Genomic DNA, 17,083 nt, shown 5'->3' on the forward strand with positions numbered 1-17,083 from the left:
TTTCGCCAACCTAGCTTTGGAGCTTGCCCGGCGCGAGCCTTTCGTTGCGACCGCTCCAAAACCGACGGTTTGCAGACACGAAAAAAGGCGGCTCAAACCAGAGCCGCCCTTTCAAATTTAAGCCTATCGCACGATGTCAGCTCATATCGCTTTCCGCGACCACCTGACCTTGCTTGCGCACAACTACGCCACACGCCCCGACCCGCTGGCCGGCATATGTAATATCCTGCGCCTCATAATTGATAAGGAATTCCAGCCCGCCCAGCATCCGGCGGCGCAACCCACCAGACATCCTGTGAACCTCAATCCCCGCGGTTTTTGCCACCATGTCTACGATCCGGTCAAACAACACCTCATCCGGGAAGCCGCCCAGATACCAACGGTTGCCTTCGGCCATCAAGACTGGTGCGCCATTTTCCAATGACAACAAAACCTTGGCAGACCCCGAAAGTCGTTCGCACCAATGATCCACGGTTCCACCGCCAGCTACGGCCATACCCGCATGTGGGGGCAAACTTTCAATCAGTTCGACCCGCGCATCCAGTCCCGGCACACCGGGACGACCGCCGTCGGGAATACGGAACTCAGACGTGATTGCCCCTGAGCGCGGCCCCAGAACGGCCACCGCTCCGGCGGCGTCGATCGCCGCCACCAACGTAGGCTCAAGCGTCGCCAGACCCGGTGCAAACACCGCTTTGAAGCCTTCGAAATCGCGGCAATCGCTGTTCACGATGTCCACCGATAATCCAGCGCGCCGCAATGCCCGGTATGTCGCGAAAACGAGACGGAAGTAGTCAAACCCCGCCCCTTGCGGTTGTGTGTGCCACGCCCAGTCAGACGCATAATCAAACACAATGGCAACTGGCGCCTGAGCGGTCGCTTCATTGCCAATTTTCTCGGCAATTTGAGCCACCTGTCGCGCCTCGGCCATGCCGGGCGCGTCTTGACGATCCGGGGTCAACAAGCCCGCGTGCATCATTTCCTGAGCCATTGGCGCCTGCCGCCAGCGGAAGTAACTCACCACCTCCGCCCCATGCGCAAAGGCCTCCAAAGACCACAAAGCCACCATCCCCGGAAGCGGCGCAGGGTTAAACGGCGCCCAGTTCACCGGACCGGGTTGTTGTTCCATCACCCACCAGCGCCCTTTGCCTACGGCGCGATAAAGGTCATGGTGAAACGCCTGCATGTCCGGATCGCCTTGGCGCAAATACCGCGCCTTGTGGTCGTCCGACGCCTCAAGACGGTCCGACAGGAATCCAATCGGATAGCTGTCCCAACTGGCAATATCGAGGTCCGCACCGACGTCGAAATGGTCAAATTCCAGTATGCGTCCCATATAGTTATGGATCAGCGGCGCATCCGTATTGGCCCGCAAAATATCAACCTGAACTTTGTTGAACAGGGTCACCTGATCGCTGGAAAACCGCCTGAATGCAAGGACATGGCTTGGGTTTGGCTCGGTCACCGTCAGGTTTGGCAGATCAATATCGGCAAAGTCGAAATACTCCATCGACCAAAAGATGTTGCCCCACGCCTCATTGAGCGCCGCAATTGTTTGATATCGCGCTTGGCACCACGCCTGAAACGCGACCTTGGCCGGCTCAGAATAGCTGATCGTGGTGTCGTGGCAGCCGTATTCATTGTCCGTTTGCCACGCGGCCACATGCGGGTTTGGCCCATAGCGTTCCGCAAGGATCCGCGTGATCCGCGCACTTTCCTCACGGTACCCCGCATGGCTGAAGCAATAATGCCGGCGCGACCCGAACTTGCGCGGATTGCCGTCAGCATCCACCGCCAGCATGTCGGGATGCTTGTCGATCATCCACCGTGGCGGCGTCGCCGTTGGCGTGCCCAGAATGACCTTCAAGCCAGCATCACCAAGCACATCAATCGCACGATCCAGCCACTCGAGCGTCAAGACGCCCGGCTTGGCTTCCATTCGGCTCCAGGCGAACTCGCCAATCCGCACCCAACGGATGCCCGCAGCCATCATGTCAGCTGCGTCCTTCGCCCAGATGTCTTCGGGCCAATGCTCGGGGTAATAACAGACCCCCAGATCCTTACTCATAGGATTACCTTGTTCTCAGCTTGCCCTTGGGCGACCGCGTCTTCCACGAAAACCATGCCGTTTTCCGGTTCTGTCTCAAGCACGTCTGCCGACAGCCCTTCGGCCGCAGTGGTGCAAAAGAGCGTCGTCAAATCCGCCCCGCCAAACGCAGGGCACGACGTGTGACGCCCGCCAAATTCAACCGCGCGCACAAATTGGCCGCTCCCATCATAAGCCGCCACGCGGCTCGCGCCCCATTGCGCAATCCAGATCGTGCCGTCGGCATCAACCACCGCGCCATCAGGGTTCAATCCCTCCGCTTTGGTATCAACATGCACGAACGCCTCGCCCACGGGCCAGCCGTCAGGATCCATCTCCCAGCGCATCACTTGGCCGGTCAGCGTGTCCGCATAATGTGCCCATTTGCCGTCCGCCGAAAAACAGATTGCGTTGGTGATCGTCACATCCGCCACCAGCTTACGCAACTCGCCCTTGTAATAGCGATAGATCGCGCCTGCTTTGGCCTCGGCATTTTTGCCCATCGTGCCAATCCAGAACCCGCCAAAGGGGTCGGCGCGCCCGTCGTTGGAGCGCGTCACAGGGTTATCCGCCTCAAGCGCAACCAGATACTCCTGCTCACCGCTGCTGATTGTAAATTTCCAGAGCGCGGTTTCGCTGGCAAGGATCAGCGTGTCCACATCCACCCAGCCAGCTGCCGAGACGTGTTCGTCAAATTCCCATTCCCGAGGGTCGCCGTTCACCTGCGTCATGAGCTTGTTGCCCAAGATATCAAACCAGAACAACTGCTCCCGCTCGGGGTGCCAAAGCGGCCCTTCGCCCAATTCACATACCCGACTGTCAAACACAGAACTCATGGGAAAACCTTATCATAAGCGGCCACAATTTCATCGGCCTTAGCCCGCACATCCGCCGCGTTCATGCCCGGTTTGTAAATCGCAGACCCGATCCCGAACCCGTCCGCGCTTGCCGCGACCCATTGGTCGAAATTCTCCGGTCCCGCACCGCCCACGGCATAGACCTGCGTGCCTTTGGGCAACACCGCGCGCAGCGCCTTCATGCCCCCTGGCCCGGCCATGTTTCCCGGAAACAGCTTTAGCCCGGTCGCTCCGGCTTTCAGGGCCGCAAAGGCCTCGGTCGGGGTGAATATTCCCGGCCAGCTTTCCATGCCCAAAGCCTTTGTGTGTGCAATCACCTCAGGATCGCAATTGGGCGACACAATCAGCGTGCCACCGGCGCCGTGCACGGCCTCGACTTGGGCCATGCTCAACACCGTTCCTGCGCCGATCAACGCGCGGCCTGCGTTGTCTTTGACCAAACGCCGAATGCTTTCGACCGCATCTGGCGAGTTCAGCGGCACTTCGATCTTGGTGATGCCCGCTTTTAGAATTTCATGTGCAATCGGCACAACTTCGTCCGGGGTCACCCCCCGCAAAATGGCAATAATCGCCCGGTCCATAGTGTTACCCCAAAAGGTTGCGCGCGGCAGACAGCCCCGCAATGGTCATTTCCTGACAGTCCGCAATCGTGGCGACCCCGCCTTGCGTTTTTAGTGCCTTGGCGTAAACCTCAGACAGCGCGGCATCGCCAATCACTGCGATGTTTTGGCCGAGCCAGTAAGGTTTTGACGCCGCCAATTCCGCGCCCAACAACAGCCCTGAAAGCCGCGCACGCGCCGCAGCGGCAGGCGTGGCATTCAACAAATCGCTTGCGCGAATGCCGAACAATTCGCCAGCTAAACTCTCAGGACGCGACAGCGTTTGGCTCAGCCCGTCCCCAAACGCAGCTTCGTCCCAACCGTCGCCCACGGAATGCTGCAAAACACTGGATTTGCTCAACAGCGCAAACATCTCGCCGGTCATAAATGTGCGAAAACTCACGACCTCATTCGCACTGATGTGCGCCCATTTTGTGTGCGTCCCGGGCAGGCAGATGACTCCATCCCAATTGGGAGTACGCGCCAAAAACCCTGCAACTTGCGTCTCTTCTCCGCGCATCACATCCGCAGGTTTCTCCTGCTTTAGGCCCGGCACCACAAAAACCTGTACCCTCGCATCTGTTCCCGGCACTTGCACAGCATGGCCCGCCAATGGCGCGCTGGGGACCGCCGCATAAGGCGCCTCAACCCAGCCTTGTCGCGCACCGACCATGCCGCAGGCCACGACGTCCGTCACGCCCGCGCCCAGCCAGTCGGCAATCAAAGTCATCAACGCCGGTCCGAACTCCGATTTTTCGAGCCGCGCCATGCCGTGATCGGACTGCGCCTCCGCCAGAACGGCGTCCCCAGACATCGCATAGGCCCGCAAATTCGACGTGCCCCAATCAACCGCAATCCATTCCGCCGTCACAGCCATGATCTACCCCGACACCACTACACCGCCGTCCACGGCCATTGTTTGTCCGGTCATCATCCGGCTTGCATTGGACGCCAGATAAAGCGTCGGATCGATCATATCTTCGGGTTTCAGGTGTTCTTTAAGGCACATCTTATTCATGTGATCCTCAAGCCCTTCGGGATCGGCCCACAAGTCCAGCTGTTTTTGCGTCAAAACCCATCCGGGGGCCAAAGCATTCACCCGGATCCCCTTGGGGCCAAGTTCGCGCGCCAAAGACCGGGTCATACCGGTGATCGCCGCGTTGGCGCTTGTGTAGATCGGATACCCGGCGTTGCCCATCATATAGCTGATTGAGCTGAAATTGATCATCGACCCACCAGCCTGCATGTGCCGCGCAGCTTCCTGACAGGCAAAGAAATACGCCTTCTGGTTCACTGCCAACATCCAGTCGTAAAACTCTTCGTCCACCTCATCGAGGCTGTGACGTTTGTCGTTGGCGGCGTTGTTCACCAACACGTCCAGACCACCATGCTCACCCACAGCCTGCTGGATCGTCTCGCGCAGACGCGCCACATCCGAAATGTCACCCTGCATAAACAGAGGCGTCGCGCCATGTTTGACTTCCATCTCGGCGATGAACGCATCCGCCGCGCTTCGACCAATGATCGCCACTTTGGCACCTTGGGCCATAAACCCGTCGGTCAGAGCCGCACCAATGCCGCTCGCGCCGCCGGTGATATAGACAGACTTGCCTTTGAGGTCGGGGAAAATCGTTCCAGTCATCAGTGGCTCTCTCTCGTTACAGGTCGGGTGTCTTTGCCGACAAGAAAATCCAAATCCGCGCCTTGATCGGCTTGCAGGACGTGATCGATATACATGCTCGCATAGCCGCGTGTGTAATGCTTTTCGGGCTCTTCCCACTTGGCGCGGCGCACTGCAAGCTCTTCTTCTGAAACCAATAATTCCAGAACGCCGCCTTTGGCCGAGACCTTGATCCGATCGCCGGTTTTCACCAACGCAATGGGCCCGCCCGCCGTGGCTTCTGGCGCCACATGCAGGATCACGGTGCCAAATGCTGTGCCGCTCATACGGGCATCAGACACCCGCACAATATCGCGCACGCCTTGCTTCACCAGCTTGGCCGGCACCGGCATATCGCCGACTTCGGGCATCCCCGGATAGCCTTTGGGGCCACAGTGTTTCAGCACCAGAATGCTGTTTTCATCCACCGGAAGATCGTCCCGATCAATGTTGGCTTTCAGCTCTTCGATGCTTTCAAACACATAGGCCTCGCCCTCGTGCTCCAGCAAATGATCCGAGGCTGCCGACGGCTTCACAATCGCACCGCGTGGTGCAAGATTGCCTTTCAGAACCCGCAGGCCTGCTGCCGGTTTGCGCGGCGCATCAAAGGCGTGGATCACGTCGCGATTATAAGTCTCGGCATCCTCATAGTAATGCGAAATGTCCTTGCCCATCACCGTGGGCGCGGTCCGCAACAGATGGCTGACTTCTTTCAGCACCGCAGGCACGCCGCCCGCATAACAGAAGTCCTCCATCAGGTACTTGCCCGACGGCATACAGTTGACCAACAATGGAATTTCGGACCCGATCTCAAAGTCGCGCAGATCCAAGTCGACGCCAACACGTCCCGCCAGCGCCAAGAGGTGCACGACGGAGTTGGTAGAGCCCCCAAGCGCCGCATTCGCCACAATCGCGTTCTCGAAATTCTCGCGGGTCAACACATCCGACAGCTTCATGTCCTCGTCGACCATCTCGACGATCCGCTTGCCGGTCATATGCGCCAAAGTCATGCGCCGTGCATCCACCGCAGGCAGAGAGCCGTTCATCGGCAACGACAAACCCATCGCCTCAACCAGCGACGACATGGTCGAGGCCGTGCCCATGGTCATGCACACGCCTGCGGACCGGCTCATACCGGATTCCGTGGCCATGAAATCTTTGAGCGTCATGTCGCCCGCCTTCACGTCCATCGCAAACTTGCGCACATCCGTGCCAGAGCCCAAATCGCGGCCCTTCCACTTGCCCGACAACATCGGTCCAGAGCTTACGACAATCGTTGGCAAATCCACCGACGCTGCGCCCATCAACTGGCCTGGAGTGGTCTTGTCACAGCCGCCCAGCAACACAACGCCGTCCATGCCATAGGCGCGGATGCTTTCTTCCACATCCATCGACAGCAGATTGCGAAACAGCATGGCAGTGGGCTTCATCTGGGTCTCGCCCAAGCTCATCACCGGAAATTCCACCGGCACGCCGCCCGCATCCCACACGCCGCGCTTCACGCCCTCAGCCAGATCACGCAGACCAGAGTTGCACGGCGTCAGTTCGCTCCATGTGTTGCAGATGCCAATGATCGGACGACCGTCAAACGCATGATCCGGCAGACCTTGGTTCTTCATCCAACTGCGTCGGATAAAGCCGTCCTTGTCCATCATGCCGTACCAATCCTGTGATCGGCGCTTCTTCGTCATATCTTCGTTCCTTCGATCACCCACATGCGGTCCGGAAAGGACCACGGCAGGATCAAACCTTGTTGCATCAGCTGCTGACCAGTCAGGACCATCGGCCCTTCTTTCAGCGGAATGGAAATCCGGCTCAGGTGATTGGCCTCATCGCGATTGATAAGCTCCACCTTGTATCGCGCGTTCCGCTCAAGCGCGGTCAGACGCAGCGGGCGCGGCATGTTCTGCCCGCCGCTTGCGGCCTTGCCGGCAAAAACCACAAACTGCGTGCCATCGCTGGCTATCTGCTGCTCGGAGATCACACTTGGATCAGCCGCATCAAGGCGCAGAATGTCCGCGTCCATCCGCCAATCGCGGTTGGCTTTCCACCACGCCGTGACCCGCGTCAAAACCTCGGCTTCGTCGTCGGTCAAATCGCGCGGGTCCATCTCAAAGCCCATATGGCGTTGTGCCGCCACCCACGCGCGGAACCGGATGTCATGTGTCCGCCCCGAGGTGTGACAATGGCGCGGTCCTACGTGGCTGCCAGTCACAGACGCAGGCAACATCAGCGCTGCGTCATGCTGAATACGCAGCCGCTCCAGCGCGTCGTTGCTGTCGCTTAGCCACACCCGCTGGGTGTGCCGTAAAATGCCAGCATCGACCCGACCACCGCCTGAAGCACAGCTCTCGATTTCCACCTGCGGGAAATCCGTCCGAAGGCGCGCCAACAGCGCATAAATGCCATCCCCCTGCGCCGCATCCGCGACGGGCAACAGGCGGTTGTGATCCCACTTGATGTAGTCAATGTCATGCGTCGACAGCACCGCTGCGATCTTGTCATAAAGATAGCTGCGCACCTCGGGATTGCTCAGATCCAGCACACGTTGCTGGCGGCCTTCTACCTGATCGGCGCGGCCCAAAATCCAGTCAGGATGCGTGCGCGCCAGATCGCTGTCCATATTGACCATCTCGGGCTCAAACCACAGGCCAAAGACCATGCCCAGCGCCTGAACATGATCAATCAGCGGCGTCAGCCCATCGGGCCATTTGCGCGGATCAATATCCCAATCCCCAAGGCTTGATGTGTCATCATCGCGTTTGCCAAACCAGCCGTCGTCCAGCACAAACCGCTCGGCGCCCAAAGCCGCCGCCCGATCAGCAATCGCCGCCAGTTCCACAAAATCATGGTCAAAATAGATCGCTTCCCAGCAGTTGTAATGCACAGGACGCGGACGATCCGGGTGCGGCCACGTGATCAACGCATCACGCAGATGCCGCTGAAACGCCACGGCGCAGCCATTCAGACCCGTTTCCGACACCGCCAGATACAGCGTGCCGGTCTCAAATTCGTGGCCCGCCGCGCGCGTGCCGGTGGCGTGGCCAAACTGAATTTGACGCCGCCCGTCAGGCTGCTCATCGGCATACATCACATGCCCGCCGGACCAGCCGTAATGCATGGCAAACACCGTGCCCCGCGTGTTGGTCGCGCCGGTTTCGGGGAAATAGGCAATCGGCGGCGTCTCGTGACCTGACCGGCCACCCCGCGCCTCGCGCATATGGGTGCCAGCCCGCCAAGGCGCGCGCTCTATTTGAAACTCGCCAATCCAGCGACCGGAGAAATCCAGGATCTCTTCGGCAAACTGCGGCCCCGACATCGCGGGCGCCGCCAGATGATGCAGCGTGATTTTGTGATCCGACACCAGCTTGGTAGTGGCCGCGATGACAGCGCCTTGCGCCTCAAAACTGAACGTGACCGTCAAGCCAAGCGCGTCATCACGACAGGTGAACACGCCCTCCTCGGCTGCCACCAAAGCAAACCGCGGGTAGATCGCCGCGCCATCGCGATAAGCCTGAAGTCCGGGCTGGCCTTGCAAACTGTCGCCCTCTTCAGGACACAGTGACAATTGCGGCAAGGCATCAATCATCCCACCCGTCACATCGCGTTTGGCCGCATCACAAATCGCGGCCAAATCCTGATCCTCAGGCAGCGATGGCCCCCAATAGACGGCCACCGGTGTCCGCCCCTCCGAGGCCAGCACCAGCGTCTGACCCGGCGCGTCAATGCGCCAGGACTGCATGTCTTTGATCACTTCACGGCTCCCAGGGTGAGACCTGCAATAAAGTGTTTCTGCATCAGGAAGAACATCGCCACAGGTGGCAACGCCGCCACGATCGAGCCAGCACTCATCATGTGATAGGCCGCACGGAACTGCGCGTTAAAGCTAGTGATGCCGGCGGTTACTGGCTGGCTGTCGGGGCCTTGTGTCAGAACAATCGCCCAGAAATAGTCGTTCCAGATGAAAGTAAAAATCAGCACCGACAAAGCCGCCAAAGCAGGCTTCATGAGCGGCAGAACCACATACCAGAAAATTCTGATTTCACTCACGCCTTCGACGCGGGCAGCCTCGATCAATTCGAACGGCAAGGCGCGGATGAAGTTGCGCATGAACAGCGTGCAGAATCCTGTTTGGAAAGCGACATGGAACAGCACCAGACCCGCCTTGGTGTCATACAACCCAAGGCTCAAGGTCAGATCACGCACCGGCACCATCAGAATTTGGAATGGCACAAAGTTGCCGGCCACAAACAGGAAAAAGATCCACAAGTTGGCACGGAATTTGTAAACGCCCAGCGCAAAGCCCGTCATCGAAGACAGGGCCACAGCGCCGATCACCGTCGGAATGGTGATCATGAAAGAATTCAGCAAATAGCGCGGCATGTCAGAGTTGAAAAACACCTGCCCATAGTTAGTCAGGCCCTCAAAGCTCGAAGGCACGCCCCAGTAGTTGCCCGAACTAAAGTCCGCGCCCGGCTTTATCGAGAACAGCGCCACTGCCAACAAGGGCGCAAGCCAAAGCAACAACACAACGGGCAACAGCGATTTATAGGCAAATTGCGCGCCAGCGGATTGTTTTTCTATCGGTTGAGGAAACATCTCAGTGGCCCTTCTCTTCGCGATACATCGACCACAGGAAGTAGGCGATGAAGACCATCATGATCAGGAACAGCACTACAGCGATGGCAGCGCCATACCCCATGCGGAACCCGTATTCGGACAAGGCGACTTCGAACATGTAGTAAGCCAGCACGCGGCTGGACCCGAACGGCCCGCCCTCGGTCATGATCGACACCAAATCAAAGCTGCGCAGCGCGCCAATGATGGTGACGACAAATGCAATAAATGTGGCAGGACGCAGTTGCGGCAGAATGATGTGCCACAGCATCCGCAGGCCCTTGGCGCCATCCAGACGACCGGCTTCGATCTGTTCTGGATCAACGGCATTCAAGCCGGTCAGATACAGGATCATGCAGTATGCGGTTTGCGGCCACAGACCGGCAATGATGATGCCATAGGTCACAAGGTTTTCGTTGCCCAGCACGTTGATCGGCCCAAGATTGATCCACCCCAACATCGTGTTGAGCAGGCCGAAATTGGGGTCATAGAACCAGCTGAACACCAGCCCGACCACCACTTGGGAAATCACAAATGGAAAGAAAAACAAAGACTTATAAATGCGGATGCCGCGCACCGTCTGATTGAGGAACAGCGCAATGAAAAGCCCCGCAGGGATCGCTAGCAAATACATCACCAGCCAGATCACGTTGTTCTTCAGCGAAATAAAGAACGCGTCGCGGTCGACATATTCCCAATACAGCTGCTCATAGTTGCTCAGGCCGACGTATTCCGCCTTGCCAAGCCCGTCCCACTCATAAAGCGACAAGTTGAACGACTGGAAAATCGGCGCAATCACATAGACTGCAAAGAACAGAATACCCGGCGCCAGAAAAAGCCACGGCGCTATTTTTTGCTGGTTGCGGTGAAACCAGCTTTCGGTTTCGGGAATGTCGGAAACTACGGTCATGAAAGGTGCCCGGTTTTTGAGGGAGACAAGGCGGAGGAAATCCCCGCCTTGTCGATTTCAAGTGAGCCCCACGCGCCAAAGCGCGCAGGTGAAACACTTATTTGTAGATACGACCGCGTGCGCGCTCGAGTTTCGCAAGGATCTTGTCCAGCTCGCCTGGCTTGACCATGAACTCCTGGAAACCTTCCATGGATGCCTTGGCCATCTCTGCCGGAGCATCGCGATCCCAGAACTGGGCAACACCACCGGTGGAGTTGGTGGAAAGCATCTTGAAGCCCTGCTGCAGGAACTTGTCGTCATCAACAGAAGAACCAGCATTCACAGGCAACTGACCGAGGTTTTTGCCGTTGTTGATGATGGTCTGCTCTTCAGCCGAAGTCGCAAAGCGCAGGAATTCACGTGCAGCTTCTTTGTTCTTGGCGTTTGCAGGGATGTGGAATGTATCTGTCGGAGCATCTTCCGACAAAGCCACATCAGGGTTGATCATTGGGAACTGGTAGAAGTCCAGCTGATCATCGGTCAGGCCAGCTTCGCGCAGCGGAGCCACAGCAAAGTTACCCATCAGATACGCAGCCGCTTCACCTTTGACCATGAACGGCAGTGCTTCCTGCCAGCTGTATGTCTGGTGATCAGCCACAAAGCCGCCCATGTCGATCAGCTCTTTCCAGTTCATGAAAGTCTGCTTCACGCGCTCGTCAGTCCAGGCAACTTTACCTGCAGCCAGATCCATATGGAAATCAAAGCCGTTCGTGCGCATGTTCATGTAGTCAAACCAGCCGCCAGCAGTCCACAGGTACTTGGTACCAATGGTGTAGCAGGCACGGCCAGACTCAACGATCTTGGCGCAGTTTGCTTTTTCTTCGTCCCAAGTTTTTGGCTCGGACAGACCCAGCTCAGCAAAGATGTCTTTGCGGTAGTAAACGCCCCACTGGTAGTAGGTATAGGCAACGCCCCACTGCTTGTCGTCAATGGTCAGAGCGCCTTTGGTGGATGCCAGACCCTCGGCCATTGCTGGCTCAGCATAAAGGTCGGAAACATCTTCAAACAGGCCCGCTTCTACGTATGGACGCATGCGGTTGGCCGCGTACCAAGTGGCAACGTCCGGCGCGTTCGCGGTCAGAAAGTTGCGGATCTGTGTTTTATACGCTTCGCGATCGATCACCGTTGTTTCGATGTTCAGATCAGGGTGCTTCTCCCCAAAGCGACCGATCATCGCTTCCATCGTGGCGCGTGGCGCCGGGTTCGATGTGTCCAAGAAGATTGTCAGATCGCCCGACAGCTCTGCCGAAGCAGGCACTGCAAACGACGATACGACCGCGGCCACGGCAGCGGTGGTTTTGATTTTGGAAAGCATTGTGTCCTCCCTGTGCTCCAAAATTCATGCAAGTTTTGGTTCCATTATTTGAAACCGCGTTTTACATATTGAAATCTACACACGGAGTCGGCTAGCTTGTCAACAGATTCTTAGGCGAAAGCCTGAGACGAGGAGGAGACAAACACCCATGTCAGGGGACGGAACAGTCGGTAAAGCACTGGACGTGCTGGATCAGGTTGCGGCTTACGAGCGGCCTGTGCGCTTTGGTGAATTGCAAGACAACAGCGCCTATCCCAAAGCGACGCTATATCGCTTTCTGCAAACCCTGACCAATCAGGGCATGCTGTCCTATGACGCGGACCGCCAAACCTATGCGCTGGGGATGCGCCTTGTGCGTCTTGCCCATGCCGCCTGGACCACAAGCTCACTCGCCCCAATCGCGCGCCCGCACCTTGATGCGCTCTCCGCTGAGATCGGCGAAACCGTGCACCTTGCACAGCTGGACGCCTCACAGGTGCTCTATGTGGACAAACGCAACGCGCGCCAGCCGGTCGAGATGTATTCGCAGGCCGGAAAAGTCGGCCCCGCCTATTGCACCGGTGTTGGCAAAGCTATGATGGCCTTTCTGGGCGAGGCTGAACTGGAGCGTGCAATCCAACAACAAAGCTTTCACCGCTTCACCCCAACGACTTTGGCGTCTGAGGCTGAACTGCGGGCAGAACTCGCCAACATCCGCGCGCGCGGATATGGGTTTGACCGCGAAGAACACGAACCGGGTATCGTCTGCGTGGCGGTGCCGATCCTGACCAAAAATGGCCGCCCCCTTGGCGCGCTGTCGGTCACCGGCCCCACAAGCCGGACCTCATTAGAACAACTCGAAGACTGGGCGCCCCGTGTGATCGACACCGCGACCCGCATTGGTCGCGAAGCGCAGGCTTGGCGGTTCCCAGAAACACGACAACAAAAGGTGATGAACCCATGACAGGTGTAACGCTCAAAGGCGCGATCAAACGCTACGGCGAAACTCAGGTGATCCACGGCATCGACCTCGACATCGAAGACGGCGAATTTTGCGTTTTTGTCGGCCCCTCAGGCTGCGGCAAGTCCACGCTTTTGCGGATGATTGCCGGTCTGGAAGAAACCACAGAAGGCCAAATCAGTATTGGTCAGCGCGACGTGACCAATGTTGACCCCGCCAAACGCGGTGTGGCGATGGTGTTCCAGACCTACGCGCTTTACCCGCATATGACGGTGGCGGAAAACATGGGTTTTGGCCTGAAAATGAACGGCGTGCCCAAAGCCGAAATCGACAAGAAAGTCGGCAAGGCCAGCGCGATCTTGAAACTTGATCACTACCTCAAGCGCAAACCCAAAGCACTTTCGGGTGGCCAACGTCAACGCGTCGCGATTGGCCGCGCCATTGTCCGCGGCCCCGAAGTCTTCCTGTTTGACGAACCGCTCTCCAACCTTGACGCCGAATTGCGTGTCGAAATGCGCGTGGAAATCTCCCGCCTGCATCAGGAAATCGGCGCCACAATGATTTATGTGACCCACGATCAGGTCGAAGCCATGACAATGGCTGACAAAATCGTCGTCCTGCGCGATGGCATTATCGAACAGGTTGGCGCACCACTTGATCTCTACCGCGATCCAGACAACCGCTTTGTTGCCGGCTTCATCGGCTCGCCATCGATGAACTTCCTTGAATGCGACGTGGTGGACGGCAATCTTGTGCATCCCGCCTTTGGCACCCCGCAGGCCTCTCCGGTTGCACTGCGCGAAGGCATGAGCAAGGTGACCGTTGGCATCCGTCCCGAACACATCGAACTCGACCACAGCGCTGACGAGCTAAAGATCGAGTTGACCGAAGCCCTCGGCGGGGTCAGTTATTGCTACCTCTCCTCCCCAAGCGGGGAGCAGATGATCGTCGAAGAACGCGGCGACACCCGCAGCCCCGAAGGGGAAACAGTTGGCCTTAGCGTGGATACCAAACGTCTTTACCTGTTTGACAGCGACTCCGGTTTGCGGATCCGCTGACGCCTTACAAGATTCCCGGCGCCTGTCCCTCCAAAGGATCTTGGTTCACGATCACCCCATGATTGCCCACGATCACAGACCGGCTCCGATTGGCAGAAGTCGAAAGGAAAGGCCCGCCAACTGGCGGGCCTTCTTGCATCTGCATGGGTGCCTTCGAGGCGAGGAGCCTGTATCCGGTCAATATGCGATAGTCACTTGCTCTGAGAGATCGCCTCAAGACGCGAAGCCTGTACAGTGTTGCGATACTCACAATCCCCATCCGGATTGCCACCGCTGCCAAGACCGCCACTAGGCATCCAAGAGGTGTCGGCCCCAGAGGTCCCAACACCCCTCAAAACAGGCATCCAAGCGCACCAATGAATGAAATCCAATTATTAGAATTCCAGTTGGCAGGGTTGATTTTGCAAGAGCGTTTCACGGGCAAAAGCCAATTGGCCTTTGCCCGATCTACCTCGTTGGTATCAGGCTCGCATATTGGCGCCGTTGGCATCATATACCGGCGCGCCCTGCACCACTGCGCGTTTCATCTCACCTAGGATTTCGACATCCAGCGACGTACCTGCCCCTGCATGTTCGCGCGCGACATATGCCATCGCCATCGACTTGCCCACGTGATGCGCATAGCCCCCCGACGTGATGTATCCCACGGCCTCGCCGCCCAACATCACCGCCTCGTCCAGTGTCACGTCGATCTCGGTGTCGATCACCAAAGTCACCAGCTTGCGCGCAACGCCGCCATCGCGCGCAGCCTCTGTCGCTGCCTTGCCGACAAAATCCTTCTTCCAGTTGATGAATACATCCATGCCCGCCTCAACCGCGTTGAAGTCCGGCCGGAACTCCAGCCCCCAAGCGCCCCAGCCCTTTTCAAGCCGCAGGCTCATCAATGCACGGTTGCCGTACCAACGATAGCCGAGGTCGCTCCCCGCCTCCTCAATCGCCTCCGACAAGCGGATCAAATACTGCGGACGACAGTAGATCTCATACCCCAACTCGCCTGAGAAACTGATCCGGTTCAGCACCACAGGCACGCCACCCACATAGGTCTGGCGACAATCACGGAACGCCATGCCCTCAGCCGACACATCCTCCCGCGTGATCCGGCTCAGAAGCTCTCGCGATTTCGGCCCCGACACCGCAATCCCATGCCAGCTTTCGGTCTCGTTGATGTGGCTCACCTCCTCGGGCAAGGTCCGTGCAAAGAACCGCGAATGCGCGTCCTGCATGGCACCTGAACCGAACAGCATGAAATGCTCCTCGCCCAAACAGGCCACAGTTAAGTCCCCATACAGGCGACCTTTTTCCGTTAGCATCGGTGTCAGCGTCATCCGCCCCGGTTTGGGAATGTAGCCCGCCATGGTTTTGTTGAGCCACACCCGCGCACCCGGCCCCTTGATCACATGTTTGGCAAAATTCGCGACCTCGATGCCGCCCACACCTGACCGCACGGCTGCGCATTCGGCCGCAACATAGTCATGGCTGCGGTTGCGCTCAAACGTCGGGTCTTCATGCGCATCCTCTGGCCCGTCTGCGAACCACAACACATGCTCCAATCCGAACGATTGCCCCATGCGCCCGCCCTTGGCCACCAACCGGTCATAAAGCGCGGTCGTCTGCTGTTTTCGACCCTTCGGCAAGGTTTCATTTGGGAAGGTCATCACAAAGCGGCGCTCATAGTTCTCGGTCGATTTCACCGTGCCCCAATCAGGGCTCGCCCAATTGCCGAACCGCGCCACATCCATCGCCCAAACGTCAATCGACGGCTCCCCGTCAATCATCCACTCCGCCATCGTGAGGCCCACGCCCCCGCCCTGACAGAAGCCCGCCATGACGCCAACAGCGCACCAGTAATTGGTCATGCCGGGCACCGGCCCGATCATCGGATTGCCATCCGGCCCAAAGGTGAACGGCCCGTTGATCGCATCCTTGATACCCGCGTTTGCAAGCGCCGGAATACGCTCAAATCCAAGTTCCAAACGATCCGCGATGTGCTCAAGGTTCGGCGGCAACAGCTCGTGCCCAAACGTCCAAGGCGTGCCGTCCACCTTCCACGGCACCCCAACGGGTTCATAGGTGCCCAACAACATGCCCTCGCGCTCTTGGCGGAAATAGATGTTCGCCTCGTAATCAATCCCGCACGGCAGACGCGACCCGAAATTGGCAATCTCGTCGATCTTCTCTGTGATCAGGTAATGATGCTCCATAGGTTGCACAGGCAGGTTCAGCCCGCCCATGTGCCCCACTTCACGCGCCCACAGACCACCGCAATTCACCACATGCTCGGCATTGATCACTCCTTTGGGCGTGGTCACATCCCACGTTCCATCGGCCCGCTGTTCCGTCTTGGTCGCCGGTGTGTGGGTGAAATACTGCGCCCCAAACGTGCGCGCCGCTTTGGCAAAAGCATAGGTCGTGCCGGATGGATCCAGATCGCCGTCCTGATCATCCCACAGCGCCGCATAGTAATGCTTGGGATCAATCAACGGATGCCGCTCGGCCAATTCCTTGGGACTGATCCATTCCTGATGCAGTCCCATATAGCGCGCCTTGGACCGCTCACGTTTCAGGTAATCATGCCACGTCTTGTTGGACGCCAGATAAAACCCACCCGTCATGTGCAGGCCCACGGAATGGCCCGACAACTCTTCGATCTCTTTATAAAGGTCGATAGTATAGCTCTGCAGGCGGCTGATATTTGGATCGCTGCTGATGGTGTGGATTTGCCCCGCGGCGTGCCAGCTGGACCCGCTGGTCAGTTCGTCCCGCTCCAACAGAACCGCATCCTTCCAGCCAAACTTGGCCAGATGAAACAGGATCGAGCACCCAACGACGCCGCCCCCGATTATGACCACTTTCGCATGGCTCGGCAGTTGCTTGCCCTGCGCACCTTCTTTGACAACCTCAGGCATGATCGCCCTCCCCGTTCTTTATGCTTTGCTCCAAATTTCGCACCGACGCGTTACCGACGTGATGCAGCCGCGATACCGAAGCCCCAAAACCGCCAA

13 protein-coding genes are annotated in these 17,083 nt (G+C 58.1%); 2 read left to right on the plus strand and 11 right to left on the minus strand.

The window, feature by feature from the left end; genetic code table 11:
• Positions 1-136: 136 nt before the first annotated feature.
• The 10 genes from PG871_RS15865 to PG871_RS15910 all read right to left on the minus strand — a co-directional run bounded on the left by PG871_RS15865 (position 137) and on the right by PG871_RS15910 (position 12,083).
• On the minus strand, positions 137-2,068 hold the full coding sequence (locus PG871_RS15865) for a beta-galactosidase (RefSeq protein WP_270731005.1): 1,932 nt from the start codon (positions 2,066-2,068) through the stop codon (positions 137-139).
• Entirely contained in the window at positions 2,065-2,922 is an 858-nt protein-coding gene (locus tag PG871_RS15870) for an SMP-30/gluconolactonase/LRE family protein (protein WP_270731006.1), read from the minus strand. Before PG871_RS15870 ends, PG871_RS15865 begins: the two co-directional genes overlap by 4 nt.
• The gene (locus PG871_RS15875) at positions 2,919-3,524 is read right to left on the minus strand and encodes a 2-dehydro-3-deoxy-6-phosphogalactonate aldolase (RefSeq protein ID WP_270731007.1); all 606 of its coding nucleotides are present in this window, start codon (positions 3,522-3,524) and stop codon (positions 2,919-2,921) included. The genes PG871_RS15870 and PG871_RS15875 overlap by 4 nt, the downstream gene beginning before the upstream one ends.
• Before the next feature lie 4 nt (positions 3,525-3,528).
• Positions 3,529-4,419: a 2-dehydro-3-deoxygalactonokinase gene (locus tag PG871_RS15880; RefSeq protein WP_270731008.1), complete on the minus strand. Its 891-nt coding sequence runs from the start codon at positions 4,417-4,419 to the stop codon at positions 3,529-3,531.
• Between the two features lie 3 nt (positions 4,420-4,422).
• Positions 4,423-5,184, minus strand: coding sequence for an SDR family NAD(P)-dependent oxidoreductase (locus PG871_RS15885; protein WP_270731009.1), 762 nt, complete (start codon positions 5,182-5,184; stop codon positions 4,423-4,425).
• Positions 5,184-6,893 (minus strand): IlvD/Edd family dehydratase, encoded by a 1,710-nt coding sequence (locus PG871_RS15890; RefSeq protein ID WP_270731010.1) that lies wholly within the window; start codon positions 6,891-6,893, stop codon positions 5,184-5,186. The genes PG871_RS15885 and PG871_RS15890 overlap by 1 nt, the downstream gene beginning before the upstream one ends.
• Positions 6,890-8,944, minus strand: coding sequence for an alpha-galactosidase (locus tag PG871_RS15895; RefSeq protein ID WP_270732711.1), 2,055 nt, complete (start codon positions 8,942-8,944; stop codon positions 6,890-6,892). Before PG871_RS15895 ends, PG871_RS15890 begins: the two co-directional genes overlap by 4 nt.
• Positions 8,945-8,952: 8 nt before the next feature.
• On the minus strand, positions 8,953-9,801 hold the full coding sequence (locus PG871_RS15900) for a carbohydrate ABC transporter permease (protein WP_270731012.1): 849 nt from the start codon (positions 9,799-9,801) through the stop codon (positions 8,953-8,955).
• A 1-nt stretch (position 9,802) separates the two neighbouring features.
• Complete coding sequence (locus PG871_RS15905) at positions 9,803-10,729, minus strand: carbohydrate ABC transporter permease (protein WP_270731013.1); 927 nt, start codon at positions 10,727-10,729, stop codon at positions 9,803-9,805.
• A gap of 97 nt (positions 10,730-10,826) precedes the next feature.
• The gene (locus PG871_RS15910) at positions 10,827-12,083 is read right to left on the minus strand and encodes an ABC transporter substrate-binding protein (RefSeq protein ID WP_270731015.1); all 1,257 of its coding nucleotides are present in this window, start codon (positions 12,081-12,083) and stop codon (positions 10,827-10,829) included.
• A 148-nt stretch (positions 12,084-12,231) separates the two neighbouring features.
• Here PG871_RS15910 and PG871_RS15915 point away from each other — a divergent pair, with 148 nt between their 5' ends.
• Both PG871_RS15915 and PG871_RS15920 read left to right on the plus strand, forming a co-directional pair.
• Entirely contained in the window at positions 12,232-13,026 is a 795-nt protein-coding gene (locus PG871_RS15915) for an IclR family transcriptional regulator (protein ID WP_270731017.1), read from the plus strand.
• On the plus strand, positions 13,023-14,081 hold the full coding sequence (locus PG871_RS15920; protein WP_270731018.1) for an ABC transporter ATP-binding protein: 1,059 nt from the start codon (positions 13,023-13,025) through the stop codon (positions 14,079-14,081). The genes PG871_RS15915 and PG871_RS15920 overlap by 4 nt, the downstream gene beginning before the upstream one ends.
• 461 nt (positions 14,082-14,542) lie before the next feature.
• Here PG871_RS15920 and PG871_RS15925 read toward each other — a convergent pair whose 3' ends face one another.
• Complete coding sequence (locus tag PG871_RS15925) at positions 14,543-16,987, minus strand: GcvT family protein (protein ID WP_270731020.1); 2,445 nt, start codon at positions 16,985-16,987, stop codon at positions 14,543-14,545.
• Positions 16,988-17,083 lie beyond the last annotated feature (96 nt).

Source organism: Shimia sp. Alg240-R146 (genome assembly GCF_947331465.1).
GTDB lineage: Bacteria > Pseudomonadota > Alphaproteobacteria > Rhodobacterales > Rhodobacteraceae > Shimia.